The following is a 16,664-nucleotide window of genomic DNA, read 5'->3' on the forward strand; positions in this document are numbered from 1 at the left end:
TTCACCTCTATCAATATATGTACAAACTACCTAACACTTCATGCTCTCGTTTATTTTCACCTTTAAACTCCACTGCAAATGGATATTCGCCATGACGCTTCAAACGTTCTAGTACTAACCCTTCTCCTATTGGTTCACAAAACTGCACATGAACATCACCAAATGATACGCTTTGACACTCCGCATTCCATTCTTCATTCTTTGTGATTGAGCTTGCAGTTAGCCCCATTACTTCTTTCCATTTCCGTACTGTTTCTCGAACATTTTTCACTGCGTAATGAATCGTTTCAATTTGTTGTACTTTATTTTTATGTTCAGTGATCGTCCCTATGTTACGTAAATCGTTTCTTCTTTCTTCGTCCGTTTCATTCCATTCTATAAAGAAAGGTAATTTCGGTCCGTTTTCCTCTTGCTTTACAAATAACATTTTCCACTCTAAAAGACGGCCATCTTTTCTTATACGTTTTCCTTCAAATGGTCCTATCGTATGTAAACCGTGCTTACTAAAATTATTTGCTAGGTCTTCAATGGCATCTGTTCGAATTGCGATTTGTAGCATTCCTTCTCCGTCTTCTAATTTCACTACTGTTTCTTGTACTAATGGATTGTCTGCTTTCTTCGCTTTTTCTTCATGCTGCACTGCTAAAAATTCGATATATGATAAATCAAAATAACATAAACTATTCCAAGTACCCCAAGTAATATGCTCTCCGCCTACTGCAGTATGAAATCCATGCTCCTGCATTTGTTTTGCCGCTTCCTCCGGTGTACCATGTACCGCGTGTACGAGATGATCGAATCGTAACATGTCTTTCTCCCCTTTCTCTCCATCCTTTTATTGTATATTTTATTTTTCTTTCATTCAATTCAAAAAACTTTAAAACCTAGTTGATTTATACGATTAATATGTATTATAATGAAACAAATTTAATTATTGCTGATTGGAAAAACCAAAGGCACTTTTCTCATACGGGAAAAGTGCCTTTTTCATTTATTATTACAGGGGGATTATTTATGCAGAAATTAATTGTCTTTGCTATTATTGGATTTTTCGCTCAATTGATTGATGGGGCACTTGGAATGGCGTACGGGGTAACATCTACCTCACTATTATTAATGTTTGGTATCGCACCGGCTGTAGCTTCCGCATCTGTTCACTTAGCTGAAGTCGTTACAACCGCCGCTTCTGGTGCATCTCACATCAAATTTGGAAACGTTGATAAATATACCGTTTCCAGGCTTACATTACCAGGAGCAATTGGCGCATTTATTGGAGCATGTTTTTTAAGCAATTTACCTGGGGATGTAATTAAGCCGTACATTTCCGTATTTTTATTTACTTTAGGGGTTTATATTTTATTACGATTCCTCATTCAAAAACAAATTGTCACTTCAAAAAAACGTATGTCTGCAAAACAACTTGTTCCGCTTGGTTTATTTGCTGGATTCGTTGATTCAACTGGTGGTGGTGGCTGGGGCCCGATTACGACACCTGTGCTTCTAGCAAGAGGAAATGAAGCTAGAAAAGTTATCGGATCTGTAGATACGAGCGAGTTTCCGGTTTCACTCGCTGCAACAATCGGATTCTTCATTTCACTTGGCTGGGAACAAGTAAGTTGGGTTTGGGTATTTTCTCTCATGCTCGGTGGTATCGTTGCGGCACCAATCGCTGCATGGCTAGTACGCATCGTTCCTTCTCATTTACTTGGCGTATTAGTTGGTGGCCTTATTATCTTTACAAACATTCGTACACTGCTTACTACATTTAAAGTGGACCCTACTATTATTTCACTTTCTTACGTGGCAGTTGGTCTTGTCGTTATTATTTCTATTTTCATTGCTGTTCGCAATCATTCCAAGCGTTCTAACGCATCGACAACCGGATATCCGAATGATCAAAAACAAATGCTACCATAACGATAAAAATACCGCCCGATATACTTCGAGCGGTATTTTTTATTTTTCTATTTTCCAATTAATCATCGTTTCTGTAGTGCTAATTCTCTTCATATGTAATTTCTCTAATACACGAATCGAGCTTTCATTTTCAAGAAGTGTCTCCGCAATAATCGTTTCTACTTCTCCTGTTTGAAAAGCCCAATTTATTAATTCTCTTACAGCTTCTGTCGCATACCCTTTATTCCAATATTTCTCAATAAATCCGTAACCAATTTCTACTGTATGTTCCTCATTTGGTTTCCCTTTAAATCCTATATCACCTAGAACGATGTCATCTTCTTTGCGAATGACATACCACGCGCCCCAAGGTAATAAAACCTTATTTTGTTTTACATTTTCTACATGCCCTACAATATGCGGACCACTGTTATATCCTTGCTCGTTAGCAACTTGCATACTCTCTTCTGTACACGGTACTATATAGAGTCTTTCTGTTTCTAATTTCATGTTAATTTCCCCTTTTTTGCTTAAACGTTATTTTAATTATAACAAAAAATATGACCTTATTATGAATGTCGAATTATATTTTCAGAATTTTCTTTTAGTTTTAAAGGGTTTTTCAATATTTTTTGCGAAACATTTGTATAACAATTTCTTTATTTGTTTTTTGTTACATAACAGTAGGTTCGGGTGGAGTTTTGCAAGCGTTTCCTATACAATAACCGATATTTTTTGACTTTTTCTAACAAAATATCTTGCAATATATTCAGAAAGTCATTACAATTGCCATATATTAAAAATCTTAGCAATATATCAAATCCTCATCAATCCGATGAGGTAGAGGTTGCGACTTTTATGAGTAAAACGGACGAGACACAGAGAATGTCACCAACTCCGTTTGAAAGGAAAAGTTGCCGAAGTTTATATTTCTTCTCTGGAAATATGAGCTGGGGCTGTCTCCGAAAGGAACAGAACTGTCACGTTTACAAAATTACCGTGTAAACGTGGGGTGCTATCTTAACGGAAGGGTATGATGGGGTGGTTATTTGTGAAACGTTCCGCCTAATTCCTTTGGCGGTTTTTTGTATTTTTCTCCCCCGCTCCTTCCTAACCTACAAGAAAAGGAGTGTTGAACATGAATAGCGCAGCAAATCAATCTACCTCTAAAACGCAAACTACACAAGGACAAGGTGAATTAAAACGCGGATTAAAATCTCGTCACCTTACGATGATTTCTCTCGGTGGTACAATCGGTACCGGACTATTTCTTGCCAGCGGTGGTGTCATCCATACAGCTGGTCCTGGCGGTGCACTAGTCGCATACGCCGCAATTGGAATTATGGTTTACTTTTTAATGACAAGCTTAGCTGAACTCGCGGCTTACATGCCTGTTACCGGATCTTTTAGCACGTATGCAACAAAATTTGTTGATCCATCACTTGGCTTTGCACTTGGATGGAACTATTGGTATAACTGGGCCATTACAATTGCCGCTGAACTCGCGGCTGTAACATTAATTATGAAATTTTGGTTCCCAGATACCCCTTCTCTTATTTGGAGTGGATTATGTTTAGCTATTATTTTCCTTTTAAACTATTTATCTGTTAAAGGGTTTGGTGAATCTGAATATTGGTTCGCACTTATTAAAGTAGTTACTATTATTATCTTTTTAATTGTCGGCTTTATGATGATTTTCGGAATTATGGGCGGCGAATCTGTTGGCTTTAAAAACTTCACTGTTGCAGATGCACCATTTAATGGCGGCATTATGGCAATTATCGGTGTATTTATGGCTGCTGGGTTCTCATTCCAAGGAACTGAATTATTAGGTGTAGCTGCTGGTGAAACTGCTGATCCAGAGCGTAACATTCCAAAAGCAATTCGTTCTATCTTTTGGCGTATTCTTTTATTCTATATCCTTGCGATTCTCGTTATCGGTTTATTAATTCCTTATACGACTGAAAGCCTTGCTGCAAGCGATGTAACAGTAAGTCCATTTACACTTATTTTTGAAAAAGCGGGCGTTGCCTTTGCTGCTTCTGTTATGAACGCTGTTATTTTAACGGCAGTATTGTCTGCTGGTAACTCTGGTATGTATGCATCAACTCGTATGCTTTGGGACTTAGCTCGCCAAGGAAAAGCACCAAAGTTTCTTGGTAAATTAGATAGCCGCGGTGTACCTGTTAACGCATTAATCGTAACGTCAATTGTCGGTAGTATCGCTTTCATTGCCTCTTTATTCGGTGACGGTGTTGTATACATTTGGTTATTAAACGCATCTGGAATGTCTGGCTTTATCGCATGGGTCGGAATTGCAATTAGTCATTACCGTTTCCGTAAAGCATATATCGCACAAGGAAAAGATTTGAAAGACTTACCATATAGAGCAAAATGGTTCCCGTTCGGTCCAATTTTCGCATTTGCACTTTGTGTCATCGTAATTTTAGGTCAAAACTACGGCGCATTTATGGGCGAATCAATCGATTGGAACGGTGTACTCGTTTCTTACATCGGTTTACCACTCTTCTTAGTACTATGGTTAGGATATAAATTTACGAAGAAAACGAAAGTGATTCCGCTCGATAAATGTGAATTGAAATAAAGTGAAACGAGCAAACAAATATGTTTGCTCGTTTTTTATTCCAATGCTTCTCCCTTTATTATTGCTCCTGTTTTTGCAATAATAAAGGAAATATAAATAAAGGTTGGGATACGATGAACATTCGCATTACTGATGAAGCAAAAGCAGCTATACATAGATTAGAACGTGAAGACAAAAAGATTATTCGCATTAGAGGGACAATGACAAACTCTTGTAGTATTTTCGTTGATGTGGATTTAATTTGGGATACATATAATGCAGATGACGTTGTATATGAAGATGCTGATTTTACCGTACAAATGGATTCATTTACGAAAGACTATACTGGTGATACGGTGAAACTTGATTATAAGACGACTGGTTTTAGTATTACGACTCCGAGTGAGACTTTAGTTTATGGGCTGTCGATTAAAAAATAAAAATTGTTTTTAACTGATCAATGAGGTGAAAACATGGGTAAATATGTTCCGTTAAAATTTTTATTTAATGAAGAATTAGCAGAAAGTATGGCTGATTCTATTTATAAACACGATCCTACTTTCTCTAAAAGCATCTTTGTAGATTCTGTAACATGTAAAGTTGAAAATTTAGAGTTAAAGCAACGTATTGAAGTAATAGCAGATGAATTACACAATGTATTACAAAAAGATTTTAATGAAGCAATACATATTTTACTGAAAACATTGGGACCAGAAAATACAACAGAAGTAGGTACTTTTACAAACGGATATATGTACATGCCTATTGCAAAATACGTTGAAAAATATGGACTTAACCATTTTGAAGCCTCATGTAACGCCATGTATGAAATAACAAAAAGAAATACTGCTGAATATGCCATTCGGCCTTTTCTCGAAACATACCATGAAGACACACTACACATATTACAACAGTGGATTCATGACGAAAACAGCCATATTAGAAGATTAGTTTCCGAAGGTACAAGACCAAGACTTCCTTGGGCTAAAAAAATGGGAGCTCTAAAGGGTGACTTTAAGAACAATTTACAACTTCTTGAACCATTAATGAATGATCCTTCTAAATATGTCCAAAAATCTGTAGCCAATCATATTAACGATATTACGAAAGAAGATAAAGAACTCGTTTTTCAATGGTTACAGCAATTACGTGATAAACAACATCCTGTTAACCCTTGGATTATAAAACATGGGTTACGAACGATTATTAAAAATGGTACTTTGCCAAAAGATTTTTGTTTTTGAGTATTTTAAACAAAACCGCTTATGCTTCAAGAATGAAGTATAAGCGGTTTTCACTTTCAAATATTATCCTTGTCTTAAAATATTTCGAAAAATTTCCGGCTTATTTCGTTCAAAGCTTTCTATAAGCTCTTTTCCAAATTTGATCGTCCTCTTTGTCTGTAAACTCCATCCAATTTTCCATTAAACAACTGCCTTCCCTTATAACTTCAAAGGATTTCCACTCGATTATCCCGAATATACAAATAACCACTCTAACAAGGAGCGAATTTATATGAATCTATTCGAACATGAAACGTAAAACCGTTCCACTTTAATAAGAGGTCCTCCTTTTTTCTTTTCTCATCATATCATTTACTTACAAAATAGGAGGATATAATTATGAAACGTGATTTATTATTTTTAACTTTATTAGAAAGTGCTAATACAAATTTTAGCGGTTGGGATTTTTCTTTTATTTCAGAAACTGGTCGAATGAAGAGCGAGCCTTTATCATGGCCATACGGCAGCACTGCTTTTCAACTTATGCAGCGTGCAGAATCAATGCTCGATATGGGTACTGGCGGCGGAGAGTTTTTATCTATGTTACAACCGTTCCCATCAACTATTTTTGCGACTGAGGGCTATGCTCCAAACGTGCCAATTGCTCGGAAGAAATTAGAACCTTTAGGGGTTACAGTTATAGAGGTAACAGATGATACTGCTTTACCATTTCAAGATGGTCAGTTTGATTTAATCATAAATCAACATGAATCATATGCTGCCTCTGAGGTAAACAGAATCCTTTCTCCTAATGGAATATTTCTTACACAACAAGTTGGTGGTCTCGATTGTGCGGAACTAAATGAACAGTTTAGCACACCGCTAAATAGCGAATTTGCAAGTTGGTCGCTTGAAACGGCATGTAGTGAGTTAAAGGAAAATGGATTTACTATTTTAGAAGCAAAAGAAGAGTTCCCTTTTCAACGCTTTTACGACATTGGCGCTATCGTCTATTATTTAAAAGCGATTCCGTGGCAAATTCCTGATTTTACTGTCGAAGGTTATTATGAGGAATTATATCGTATACATGAAATCATCTTACAAAAAGGTTATTTTGATGTGAAGCAACATCGTTTTATGATTAAGGCGATTCGCAGTTAATCATGGAGCATTTGAAAAAGAGATGGATCTACCATCTCTTTTTTTATTTTCACTCAATATTTTCTATATTTAAACACTTCGTTTCACAGTAATAGCCTTTGCCACCAACATAAACTTTTTCTATTTTATTCTCGCTATTGGTTGCTAATTTAACTAATATTTCGGAAGGCGAGTGTAAAGAATAACCTTGTTCAAATACATAGACTTCTTTTTGTAAGTAGCGCTGTTCATAAAGATAGCAAGCTAATGCACCGTTTGAAGTTCCAGTCGCTGCTTCTTCATTAATGTCGTATAGTGGAGCAAAATTTCTGCATATAATTCGATTGTCATTAAAAGTATATAGATGCATCCCGACAACATTATAATACTTGCTGATTTCTTTAATTTTTTCAAAATTAGGTTGTATTGTATGTAATTGTGTTTCGCTTTTTATAGGAACTAAAATATCTTTTAAGCCCGTGGAGACAATTTGAATTGGGTATGTATTGTCTATATCTTTAATGTCAAAGCAGTCGATAAACTCATTTGGAGATATAACATCATAGAATATCGGTTCGTTTTGTTCCATGAATATGATGTCATCTTTTATGGTAATAGCAAGAACACCGCTGTTCGTTTCAATCGTATAGCGATTCTTGAAAAGTTTATTTACATGCATCAGTATCGTGAAAGAGGCAATTGTCGCATGACCACATAAATCAACTTCCTCTTTTGGTGTAAAATACTCAATTTTATAATCAGCAATTTCAGATTCTGATATAAATGCGGTTTCCGCATAGCCCAGTTGTTTGGCTATTGCCATTTTTTGAGTAGTGGTCAATGTATTCTCTATAAATACCACTCCTGCTTTATTTCCGCCTTTATGATCCTTGCTAAATGCACTTGCAACATAAACAGATATTTTCATAAGATACCTTCCTCCCCTATAATAAATTGTAGCATAGAACGTACTACATATATATATTGTTGGATAAATTAGCCATAAAGCAAGAGACAAACTATTTTTTAGTATCTGAACTCTCCAAAAAATAGTTTGTCTAGAGCCTGAGAGTTGGATCTATCATCTCTTTTTTCCCGTTTATTTTTAAAAATTTTGTGGTGGCTTCTAGATTGTTAAGTACGTTCACGTCTCGCAATCGCATCAGCTAATGTAATAAGTTGCTTGCGCGTTATCTTTCCAGCTAACTTTTCTTTTATAACTTTTTCCATTTCTTTTGTAATAATCATACCTTCTATTGCTAGAGTCGCTTTAGCTGCCTCGAAAGCTTTATTCAGTTCTTCTTCACTTTTGAATGCCGTAATTTAAGTTATCTCCTTCACATCATTTTCATTTCCTTTTCTAATGAAGCAAATTGTGTACTTATACATACGTTCCTTTTCCCCTCATCTACATATTTAAATTGCATTTTGATTAGACCTTGCTGAATTAAGTTTTTTATTATACAAAAAATTGGTTTTTAATGAGGTATTTTGCTCATTTTTATTAAAAAACATTCTCCTTATAATTATATTTCACATAATATATTGTACAACTTTCGTTTCAGAAAGGAGTGTTCAAAATCGATAACATAAGTAGCGAATTTTTAAAACAATATTACGATAGTCGAGTCTGGTTATATGATACACATTGGCTTGGGGTCCCCATTCTCAAACTTCCCACTGATCTTTTTTTGTATCAAGAAATTATTTACGAATTAAAACCCGATTTAATTATTGAATGTGGTACTTGTTATGGTGGTAGTGCGTTGTATTTAGCTTCTATATTAGATCTAATTGGAAAAGGTCACGTTCTTACTATTGATATATTCCCACAACCAAATCGTCCATCTCATGACCGCATTACGTATGTAACATCTTCTTCTGTTTCTGTACAGGCCGTCCAAACCATTTTAAGTATGCGCAAACCTGATGATGTAATTTTAGTTATTTTAGATTCTGATCATAGTAAAGAGCATGTCTCAAAAGAACTTTTACTTTATAAGTCTATCGTTACTACTGGCAGTTATATTATTGTAGAGGATACATCTATTAATGGAAATCCTGTTTCGCCCGATTGGGGGGCAGGTCCAATGGAAGCTGTAGAAGAGTTTTTAACTAAAAATAACAATTTCATAATCGATGAATCTAAGCATAAGTTTTTCATCTCATTTAATCCAAAAGGTTTTTTAAAGAAGATAAAGTGAAACTTTAATAAGTGGGGTTGTGTATAACCCCACTTATTCTATAATCTTCATTTTTGAAAAAGGATAATATACAAATTCCACTTTGCCTATTATATTATCTTCTTCAATATATCCTAAGCCGTTTCGACTATCTCTACTAAGTTCACGATTATCTCCCATTACAAATAACTTATTTGGCGGGATTTTTGTCTTTTGAAAGTTGTAAAACACTTGCGTATTATTGAATAAATCTTTATTTGTATACGGTTCTTCTTGCTTTTTATCATTCACATATACTGATCCATTCGTTATGTTAATTACGTCACCAGGAAGTCCTATTACTCGTTTTACATAATATTTCGACTCATCCTCTTCCTTTATAATGACAATTTCTCCGTGCTCTATATTAGAAAAATGTACTGCTGCTTTATTTACAAATACGTAGTCTTCTTCATATAAAGTCGGTTGCATCGATTTCCCTTCCACTTTACATAAAGTAAAAGAATGATAGGCTACTACCAAAACAAACGCGAAGAGTATGTATTTCCCCCAGCCTCTTTTAATCTCCTGTTTCATATCCATTCCCACCTTATTTAAACGCTTTTTAACTCAAAAAATATATCACTGCACAATATGTCTCCATGCAGTGATACTATTTTTACTGGGCCTTGTTCGGCTGTTCTACTGGGACTGGATTTCCACTCGCTCTTTTCGTTTTCAATTCAAAATACGCATCCAAAATCTCTTTACCAATCGCGGAATTAACTCCTGATTTGTCATCATTCACCCAAGGTACAACAACTGAAAAAGCTACTTCCGGATCAGCATCATATGGTGCATAACCGGCAAGAGTTAAATTATAACATTTTTTTCGGTTATTGTTTTCATCTCTTCCAATATCACTTTCTCCACCGTATACAGTTTCAGCTGTTCCTGTTTTTCCAGCTGGTTTATACGGTAATCCTTTAAACGTTGCCGTACCTGTTCCGTCAGTTTCTTGAAAAACTCTTCTAAATCCTTCTTTTACATGATTAATGTATGAAGTGTCCATATCCACTCGATTTAAAATAACTGGTTCAATAGACCGAACAACTTTTCCAACATCCTCTGGTCTATGTGGTTGCTCTCTCACTTCTTGTACAATTTGTGGTTTCATTCGGTAACCACCGTTTGCAATTGTTGACATATATTGAGCAAGTTGAAGCGGCGTATATGTATCATACTGTCCAATCGCGTAATCAAGTAAAAAGCCAGGTATGTTATCTGTTCTACCCATTTGACCAATCGATTCATTCGGTAAGTCAATTCCAGTCGGTACGCCTAAGCCAAACTGTCTAAAGTAGTAGCGTATTTTATTAAATGTTTCTTTTTTAATATCTAGCGGATTGTTTGGTACATAATTTACACCTGCCATTTTTAATGCTGTATTAAACATATAAACGTTTGATGAAACTTGTAAAGCTCTTAAATCATCAATATCACCAAAATCTTTCCACGATTTCTTTGGCTTGACACTTCCTTTAAAATACATTGGTGCATCGAAGAAATGCGTATACGGCTTTATTGTTTCAGTTTGATATCCGGCTAATAATGTAGCCCCTTTCACAGTTGACCCTAATTCATAAGAACTTGTCATCGTCCCTAAAGCGAAGTCTTCTATTTGCATGCCGCCATCTTTATTTACAATTTTCTTTCCTGCCATTGATAAAATTTGGCCATTTTTCGGGTTCATCATTACTACAAACGCACGATCCATCATCGGCTCTGCAGAATGAAATGCTCGTAAATTCTTTTCAAGACTTTCCTCTACTTTTTTCTGTAACTCCATATCAACAGTTAACATTAAATTATTTCCGCTTTTTCCTTCAGTCACTTTTTCCGTCCGAATAATATTTCCTGCTTTATCCGTAATGTTTTTAGACTGTTCTTTCGTTCCATGTAATGCATCTTCGTACTGTTTCTCGATGTAGCTCTTACCAATACGGTCATTTCGGTTATAATCACGCACTAAATAATAATCTAACTGTTCTCTCGGTAAGCCCTCATTTTCAGTAGAAACGCTACCAAGTATGGAACGAAGTATTTTATCATTTGGGTATTCACGTTCCCAATCCACTGTCGTATCCACTCCTGGCAAAATTGCCAATCTTTCACTTACGATTGCATATTCATTTTGGCTTACATCTTTTTTAACGATTTGCGGCGTCATTTTATATCCCGCATTCATCCTACTTTTAATTGCTAGTACTTCTAGATCCTCTTTTGATAGTTCGCTTAATTCTTCTTGCGTAATTCTTTCACGGCGCAACTCTTCAACTTTTTTATCTAATTCTTTCCCCTCTATCTCTTGCTTCCTAAATGTACTCTCATCTTCTTTCGTTACTTTTTCTGCTGCTCGTTTTTCATTTAACTGCATCCAAAAATCTTTTTTATCTGTTTCTGTTAACTTAGCTATATCTTCTGGCGACATTTCTATTAGCTGAGCTAACTGTCTCGCTACTTGTAAAACTTCTTTCGAATCTACTCCTTTCATTTTCGTATATGTAACGGTTCGTAGTGGTTTATTATTTACAATCACTTGACCTTGCCGATCAAACATTTTCCCTCTAGGAACAGGAGTGCTTACCGTTACATCTTCCTTTTTGTTCACTTCATTTCTATACGTTTCTCCATCAATGATTTGTACTTTACCTAATTGAATTATAATAGCTGAAAATAAAAGAAAGACGATAAAAAATAGTACATTTAATCGAAATGGAATGTGGGTCTTTTTCTTTTTCGATTGTTTCTTCTGCTCCTTTTTCTGTCTCATTTCGCTCCCTCGCTTCATTCTATTAACATTTCTACACAGAACCATTATGTATCAAATTTATTTATATGATATATATAGAATTTTATATTAATTACTAAAGAAATAAAAGATTTAATTTTCAGTATTTTAATTTTATACCCTATTTATTACCATTCCCTTATTAAGAAATAACATGAATGTTATTCTAAAAGAAAGTGTGTATACAATTGTTTTTTCATACCATTCATTTACATTTCTTTGTATACTAACAATAAAAGACACCACTAAGGAGAAAATGAAATGACAGATTCATTTACAATACATACTAATACGTCATATTGTTTAAACTTTATGATTTATATTCAAAATATTTATCTCAACCAAAAAGAGAATAAAGAAAATTTGCGGTTTCCTTACATAGCAAAACAAGTAAATTTTTCTACTGAATTTGAAGATAATTTCAAAGAATTATGGCATACACTCCGTAAACAAATTGCTAATGAGAGATATGATTTACAGATTTTTTATGAGGAAAACCATATCTTTTATGAGAAGCTCTTTGACACTCAATTATGTAATGAGGACTCCTTTCAAGAGTTAGTATGTAGTTTTAAAGTATGGTGGACTAGCATAGCAGGTCAGCTTTCATTAGAACATTCTGTAAGTGAGTATAGTGAGCAACTTTATAATGATTTGGTTTTATACGTAAAGCAACACCAAATAGAGCCTTTACAACATCTACATATTAGCTTACTTTATGACGACTGTGTATTCGTTAAAGGTAATACTACTTCTTACTCTGCTATTTTACCTACGAAACGCTTTTTTATTAATTATAGAGATGTGGTTACTACATTATCGAAGTGCTTTAAACTGTGATTATCCAAATAAAAAACTGAGGTGGATACCTCAGTTTTTTCGATAACTTATTTCATTGAGGCTAACCCTTCAACAAACTCACCAATCTTATTTTGAAAAACAAAATCAAAGTTATATTCTCGTCCTGTTAACTCTTCATTTACTAAAATTGTCGTTGCCCCTATCTCCCTCTTTGCGATTTCCGGGAATGAAGCGACAGGTTGTACTTTTAATGACGTTCCCATAACGATAAGCACATCTGTTTCATATAAACGTTGTATCGCATTTTGATATTGCGGCAATGTATCTCCGTATAAAACAACGTCTGGATTTAAAATGAAATTACACTTCTCGCAGCGAGGCACTTCATGATCAATCATATACTGCAAATCATATCCCGCTTTACACTTCGGACAGTGTGCTGTTTGAAGTGTTCCATGTAAATCAATGACATGTTTACTACCACCTAGTTGATGTAAACCATCAATATTTTGCGTTAAAATCGTAATATCTTTCCCTTGTTCTTCTAATTCAGCTAAAAAGCGATGCCCGCGATTTGGTTTATATTGATGAAACGTATTAATTTGAAAGATTTCTTTATAATGCTTCCAAAATTCTTTCGGACTTCTATTATAATATCCCCTTGATAAATACATCTCTACATTCGCATCAGCATACAATCCATTTGCTGAACGAAAATCTGGGATACCACTTTCCGTACTTGCTCCTGCACCTGTTAACACTGTAATTTTCTTCGCTTGCTCTAAAATTGAACGTACTTCTTCAAATTGTTGCACAAAAATCACCTCTATGTATATTGCTATACTTATTATACCAGTTGTTTACAGGAGGTGTTGTATGATTCGTTTTATTTAATGCGTCGTACCCCCAATTTCTACAATATCGACCTCAACTGTCGTCGTTACCTCTACTGCTGATTCTATCCCTTTACGAATAGTAGAAAGTGACATACTCGGTTGGCCTGGATAATTGCTCGCTTGTTCTGGTAAGAATGGAATATGAACAAATCCACCTTTTATTTTCTTACCATGTTTCTCTAATTCATGCATGAGACCGTAGAATAAATGATTACAAACGAATGTACCTGCTGTTTGTGAAACGGAAGCCGGTATGCCTTCTTCTTGAAGTCTTTTTACAATTGCTTTCATCGGAAGCGTAGACCAATAGGCAGCCGGTCCTTCTTCCACAACCGGTACATCTACCGGCTGGTTCCCTTCATTGTCGGCAATTCTTGCATCATCAATATTAATTGCGACACGCTCTATCGTAATATCTGGTCTGCCTCCAGCTTGTCCAATACATATAATCATTTCAGGGTTTAGTTCTTCTATATACTCTTTTAATACGCTGATTGATTTATGAAATACCGTTGGGACTTGTTTGCTAATAATCTTGTACTCTCCAATTGTTTTTTCATGTAAACTTTTTGCGACTTCCCAAGCTGGGTTGATGCTTTCTCCGCCGAACGGATCAAATCCTGTTAGTAATACTGTTTTCATAGTTTTCCCTCCTAATTAGAAACGATATACAAGGCCGTACATAATAAACATATTTATGATAAAGATTGAAAGAGCAATTGGTACTTGTGCTTTAATAACTGCATTTTTATCTTTTAGCTCTAAAAGCATCGCCGGAACGATATTAAAGTTTGCTGCCATTGGCGTAAGTAGCGTTCCGCAATATCCAGCAAACATACCGAGTGCTGCCATAATTGCTGGATTCCCACCATGCATTTGAACAATTAAAGGTAAACCAATTCCGCCAGTAATAACGGCAAACGCTGCGAATGCATTTCCCATTACGACTGTAAAAAGCATCATTCCTAAACAATACGCCATAACAGCTACGAACGGATACTCTGTCGGTAATACTTGACCGACTAAATCAGAAACGACTTGTCCAACGCCAGACTTTGCGAAAATACCGCCAAGTGCCGCTAACATCTGTGGTAAAATAACAGCCCAGCCGACAGCTTGTAATAGTCTGCTTCCTTCTTGTACAGGCGTTGTTATTTTCGATTTTGTAATACGCATCGCTGCAACGAATGCAAGTAATGCCCCTAGTGCTAATGCTACTAGCGTTACTTTATCTGGATCAACAAGGGAAACATTTCCCCATTTGATTTTCCCTAACGTTAACGTACCGATAATTGTAAAAATAGGAATTAATAGTGCAGGCATAAAAATTTTATTTTTTAATTTCTCAGCATGTTTCACACGTTCTTGTACAGGTACTTCTTTCTCTTCTGATTTTGTTACTTTATTTAGTGAAGCTAACACGACCATAGCGAGCACAATACAACCAACGTAAAACGAAGGGATTATATTTCCGAATAAAAACGTAACTGCAAATAATGCCCAAAATAAGCTAGAACCCCATCGATTTGGATGTTCACGATCAAATGCAATACGAACAGCGATAAAGGCAACGATTATACCTAATACGTAATAAATTGTATCCATTGTGATGATGTTCATTTTATATTGCCTCCTTCTCTTCTTTTTCTTTTGATGTCATCGTTTTCGCTATATATTTATCAAATCTTCTAAATCTGATCCAGCTGACAATAAGCGCAGATATTGCAGTTGGAATACCCCAAAGCGCCATATCCCACACACCGACATGCATACCTACTGAATCGAAGAATCCTTTCATTAATAAAATCGCACCAGTCGCGATAAATATATCCTCTCCGAAAAACCAAGCTGTATTTTCCGCAGCTGCTGCGTTTGCTTTAATCTTTTCTCTTAACTTTTCAGGTAACTTACCATATTTACCTTGCGCAGCCCCTTCTGCCATCGGTGCAACGAGTGGCCTTACTGTTTGTGCATGACCACCAATATTCAGTCCAAGTGCTGCTGATGATTCTCTTATCGTAAAATATGACATTAACACTCTTCCAGTTGTTGCGCCTTTTGATTTCGTTATAAGTGCTTCTGCTCTTTCTTTTAAACCGTAACGCTCTAAAATTCCGATTACCGGTAAAGTTAGTATAATCGGCATAGACATATATCTATTTTCTATGAAAAATTTACCGAACATGCTAATCACATCATAAAAGCTTAATCCTGAAACCATACCAGTAACAATACCTGCAACCATAACTACTAATAATGTATTTAATCTAAATAAAAAGCCCACTGCAACAAGTAGTATCCCGATTAATTTAATCATTCCAGCACTTCCCCCTATTTTTTATTTCGGTGCACAAATAGAAATACCATTAAATTCGAATGTTCTGTATATTTTTCTCGCAAATTGGACTGCTTTCTCTCCATCACCATGTAAACAAATTGTTTGTGCTTGAACTGCTACTTTCTCTCCGTTCACCGCGTTTACGTAGCCTTCTTTCACCATTTGAAGCACTTGCTTTATCGCTTCTTCTTCATTTTTTATAAGTGCATTTTCTTCTGTCCGGCTCGTTAACGTTCCATCTTGCTTATACGTACGATCAGCAAAAGCTTCTTGTACGAGAGTTATATTGTATTTTTCCGCAGCCTGTATAAACGCCTCGCTATTTGCTAATCCGTAAAGTAATAGCTTGGGATTACTATGATAAATTGCTTTTGCGATTGCATCTGCAATTTCCGGATTTGTCGCCGCCATATTATATAGGGCACCGTGCGGTTTTACATGATGCATGTTCCCGCCTGCCGCTTTCACAAAAGCATCTAATGCACCGATTTGATATAAAACGTAATCGTATACTTCACTCGCTGAAACATTCATGTTTCTTCTTCCAAATCCAATTAAATCAGGAAAACCAGGATGCGCGCCAATTGCTACGTTATGCTGCAGTGCCTTTTCGACCGTTTTCCTCATTACAGTCGGATCACCCGCATGAAAACCGCAAGCAACGTTTATAGAGGAAACGAACGGAAGAATTTCATCATCATTCCCCATTTTATAAGCTCCAAAACTTTCTCCTAAATCACAATTTAAATCGATTGTCGTCACGATATTCCCCT

At 35.7% G+C, this 16,664-nt stretch carries 18 protein-coding genes, 1 pseudogene and 1 riboswitch; of the genes and pseudogenes, 7 read left to right on the plus strand and 12 right to left on the minus strand.

Annotated elements, in window-relative coordinates; all coding sequences use genetic code 11:
- Positions 1-10 precede the first annotated feature (10 nt).
- Positions 11-808 (minus strand): VOC family protein, encoded by a 798-nt coding sequence (locus MKX31_RS13080; RefSeq protein ID WP_098111786.1) that lies wholly within the window; start codon positions 806-808, stop codon positions 11-13.
- A gap of 98 nt (positions 809-906) precedes the next feature.
- On the opposite strand from MKX31_RS13080, the gene MKX31_RS13085 reads away from it, so the two are divergent.
- Positions 907-1,917, plus strand: coding sequence for a sulfite exporter TauE/SafE family protein (locus MKX31_RS13085; protein ID WP_064475974.1), 1,011 nt, complete (start codon positions 907-909; stop codon positions 1,915-1,917).
- A 39-nt stretch (positions 1,918-1,956) separates the two neighbouring features.
- Here MKX31_RS13085 and MKX31_RS13090 read toward each other — a convergent pair whose 3' ends face one another.
- The gene (locus tag MKX31_RS13090; protein ID WP_064475685.1) at positions 1,957-2,406 is read right to left on the minus strand and encodes a GNAT family N-acetyltransferase; all 450 of its coding nucleotides are present in this window, start codon (positions 2,404-2,406) and stop codon (positions 1,957-1,959) included.
- 323 nt (positions 2,407-2,729) lie between these two features.
- A riboswitch (Lysine riboswitch) is annotated at positions 2,730-2,922 on the plus strand.
- Positions 2,923-3,034: 112 nt separating this feature from the next.
- Between MKX31_RS13090 and MKX31_RS13095 the strand changes: the two genes are divergently transcribed.
- The 3 genes from MKX31_RS13095 to MKX31_RS13105 all read left to right on the plus strand — a co-directional run bounded on the left by MKX31_RS13095 (position 3,035) and on the right by MKX31_RS13105 (position 5,724).
- Positions 3,035-4,501, plus strand: coding sequence for an amino acid permease (locus MKX31_RS13095; RefSeq protein ID WP_064475686.1), 1,467 nt, complete (start codon positions 3,035-3,037; stop codon positions 4,499-4,501).
- Positions 4,502-4,614: 113 nt separating this feature from the next.
- Positions 4,615-4,920, plus strand: a complete 306-nt coding sequence (locus MKX31_RS13100; protein ID WP_064475687.1) for an iron-sulfur cluster biosynthesis family protein — start codon at positions 4,615-4,617, stop codon at positions 4,918-4,920.
- Between the two features lie 33 nt (positions 4,921-4,953).
- On the plus strand, positions 4,954-5,724 hold the full coding sequence (locus tag MKX31_RS13105; RefSeq protein WP_064475688.1) for a DNA alkylation repair protein: 771 nt from the start codon (positions 4,954-4,956) through the stop codon (positions 5,722-5,724).
- A gap of 63 nt (positions 5,725-5,787) precedes the next feature.
- Here the strand turns inward: MKX31_RS13105 and MKX31_RS13110 are convergent.
- Positions 5,788-5,862 (minus strand): annotated as a pseudogene (locus tag MKX31_RS13110) (DUF2716 domain-containing protein); the annotation flags it as partial.
- Positions 5,863-6,102: 240 nt separating this feature from the next.
- On the opposite strand from MKX31_RS13110, the gene MKX31_RS13115 reads away from it, so the two are divergent.
- The gene (locus tag MKX31_RS13115) at positions 6,103-6,864 is read left to right on the plus strand and encodes a class I SAM-dependent methyltransferase (protein ID WP_088048307.1); all 762 of its coding nucleotides are present in this window, start codon (positions 6,103-6,105) and stop codon (positions 6,862-6,864) included.
- Between the two features lie 49 nt (positions 6,865-6,913).
- On the opposite strand, the gene MKX31_RS13120 is transcribed toward MKX31_RS13115, so the two are convergent.
- Both MKX31_RS13120 and MKX31_RS13125 read right to left on the minus strand, forming a co-directional pair.
- The gene (locus tag MKX31_RS13120; RefSeq protein ID WP_340980960.1) at positions 6,914-7,771 is read right to left on the minus strand and encodes a PhzF family phenazine biosynthesis protein; all 858 of its coding nucleotides are present in this window, start codon (positions 7,769-7,771) and stop codon (positions 6,914-6,916) included.
- A 206-nt stretch (positions 7,772-7,977) separates the two neighbouring features.
- Positions 7,978-8,166 (minus strand): hypothetical protein, encoded by a 189-nt coding sequence (locus tag MKX31_RS13125; RefSeq protein WP_064475691.1) that lies wholly within the window; start codon positions 8,164-8,166, stop codon positions 7,978-7,980.
- Positions 8,167-8,414: 248 nt separating this feature from the next.
- Between MKX31_RS13125 and MKX31_RS13130 the strand changes: the two genes are divergently transcribed.
- Positions 8,415-9,047 (plus strand): cephalosporin hydroxylase family protein, encoded by a 633-nt coding sequence (locus tag MKX31_RS13130; protein WP_081257278.1) that lies wholly within the window; start codon positions 8,415-8,417, stop codon positions 9,045-9,047.
- A 33-nt stretch (positions 9,048-9,080) separates the two neighbouring features.
- On the opposite strand, the gene lepB is transcribed toward MKX31_RS13130, so the two are convergent.
- Together lepB and MKX31_RS13140 are read right to left on the minus strand one after the other, a co-directional pair.
- Positions 9,081-9,602 (minus strand): signal peptidase I, encoded by a 522-nt coding sequence (gene lepB / locus MKX31_RS13135; protein ID WP_064475693.1) that lies wholly within the window; start codon positions 9,600-9,602, stop codon positions 9,081-9,083.
- Positions 9,603-9,684: 82 nt separating this feature from the next.
- Positions 9,685-11,838 (minus strand): peptidoglycan D,D-transpeptidase FtsI family protein, encoded by a 2,154-nt coding sequence (locus tag MKX31_RS13140; protein WP_064475694.1) that lies wholly within the window; start codon positions 11,836-11,838, stop codon positions 9,685-9,687.
- A 279-nt stretch (positions 11,839-12,117) separates the two neighbouring features.
- On the opposite strand from MKX31_RS13140, the gene MKX31_RS13145 reads away from it, so the two are divergent.
- Positions 12,118-12,696: a hypothetical protein gene (locus MKX31_RS13145; protein WP_149174168.1), complete on the plus strand. Its 579-nt coding sequence runs from the start codon at positions 12,118-12,120 to the stop codon at positions 12,694-12,696.
- A 47-nt stretch (positions 12,697-12,743) separates the two neighbouring features.
- On the opposite strand, the gene MKX31_RS13150 is transcribed toward MKX31_RS13145, so the two are convergent.
- From MKX31_RS13150 to pxpA, 5 genes are all read right to left on the minus strand, one after another.
- On the minus strand, positions 12,744-13,472 hold the full coding sequence (locus tag MKX31_RS13150) for an NAD-dependent protein deacylase (RefSeq protein ID WP_064475696.1): 729 nt from the start codon (positions 13,470-13,472) through the stop codon (positions 12,744-12,746).
- Between the two features lie 75 nt (positions 13,473-13,547).
- Positions 13,548-14,195 carry a pyroglutamyl-peptidase I gene (gene pcp, locus MKX31_RS13155; protein WP_064475697.1) on the minus strand — a complete coding sequence of 216 codons (648 nt, stop codon included), beginning with the start codon at positions 14,193-14,195 and terminating at the stop codon, positions 13,548-13,550.
- A 15-nt stretch (positions 14,196-14,210) separates the two neighbouring features.
- Entirely contained in the window at positions 14,211-15,173 is a 963-nt protein-coding gene (locus tag MKX31_RS13160; RefSeq protein WP_064475698.1) for a DUF979 domain-containing protein, read from the minus strand.
- 1 nt (position 15,174) lies between these two features.
- A complete protein-coding gene (locus MKX31_RS13165) occupies positions 15,175-15,870 on the minus strand; it encodes a DUF969 domain-containing protein (protein ID WP_000593388.1) in 696 nt (231 codons plus the stop codon).
- A 21-nt stretch (positions 15,871-15,891) separates the two neighbouring features.
- A complete protein-coding gene (gene pxpA / locus MKX31_RS13170) occupies positions 15,892-16,653 on the minus strand; it encodes a 5-oxoprolinase subunit PxpA (RefSeq protein WP_064475699.1) in 762 nt (253 codons plus the stop codon).
- Positions 16,654-16,664: the final 11 nt, after the last annotated feature.

Origin of the sequence: Bacillus sp. FSL M8-0063 (assembly GCF_038005545.1) — a bacterium.
GTDB classification, from domain to species: domain Bacteria; phylum Bacillota; class Bacilli; order Bacillales; family Bacillaceae_G; genus Bacillus_A; species Bacillus_A wiedmannii.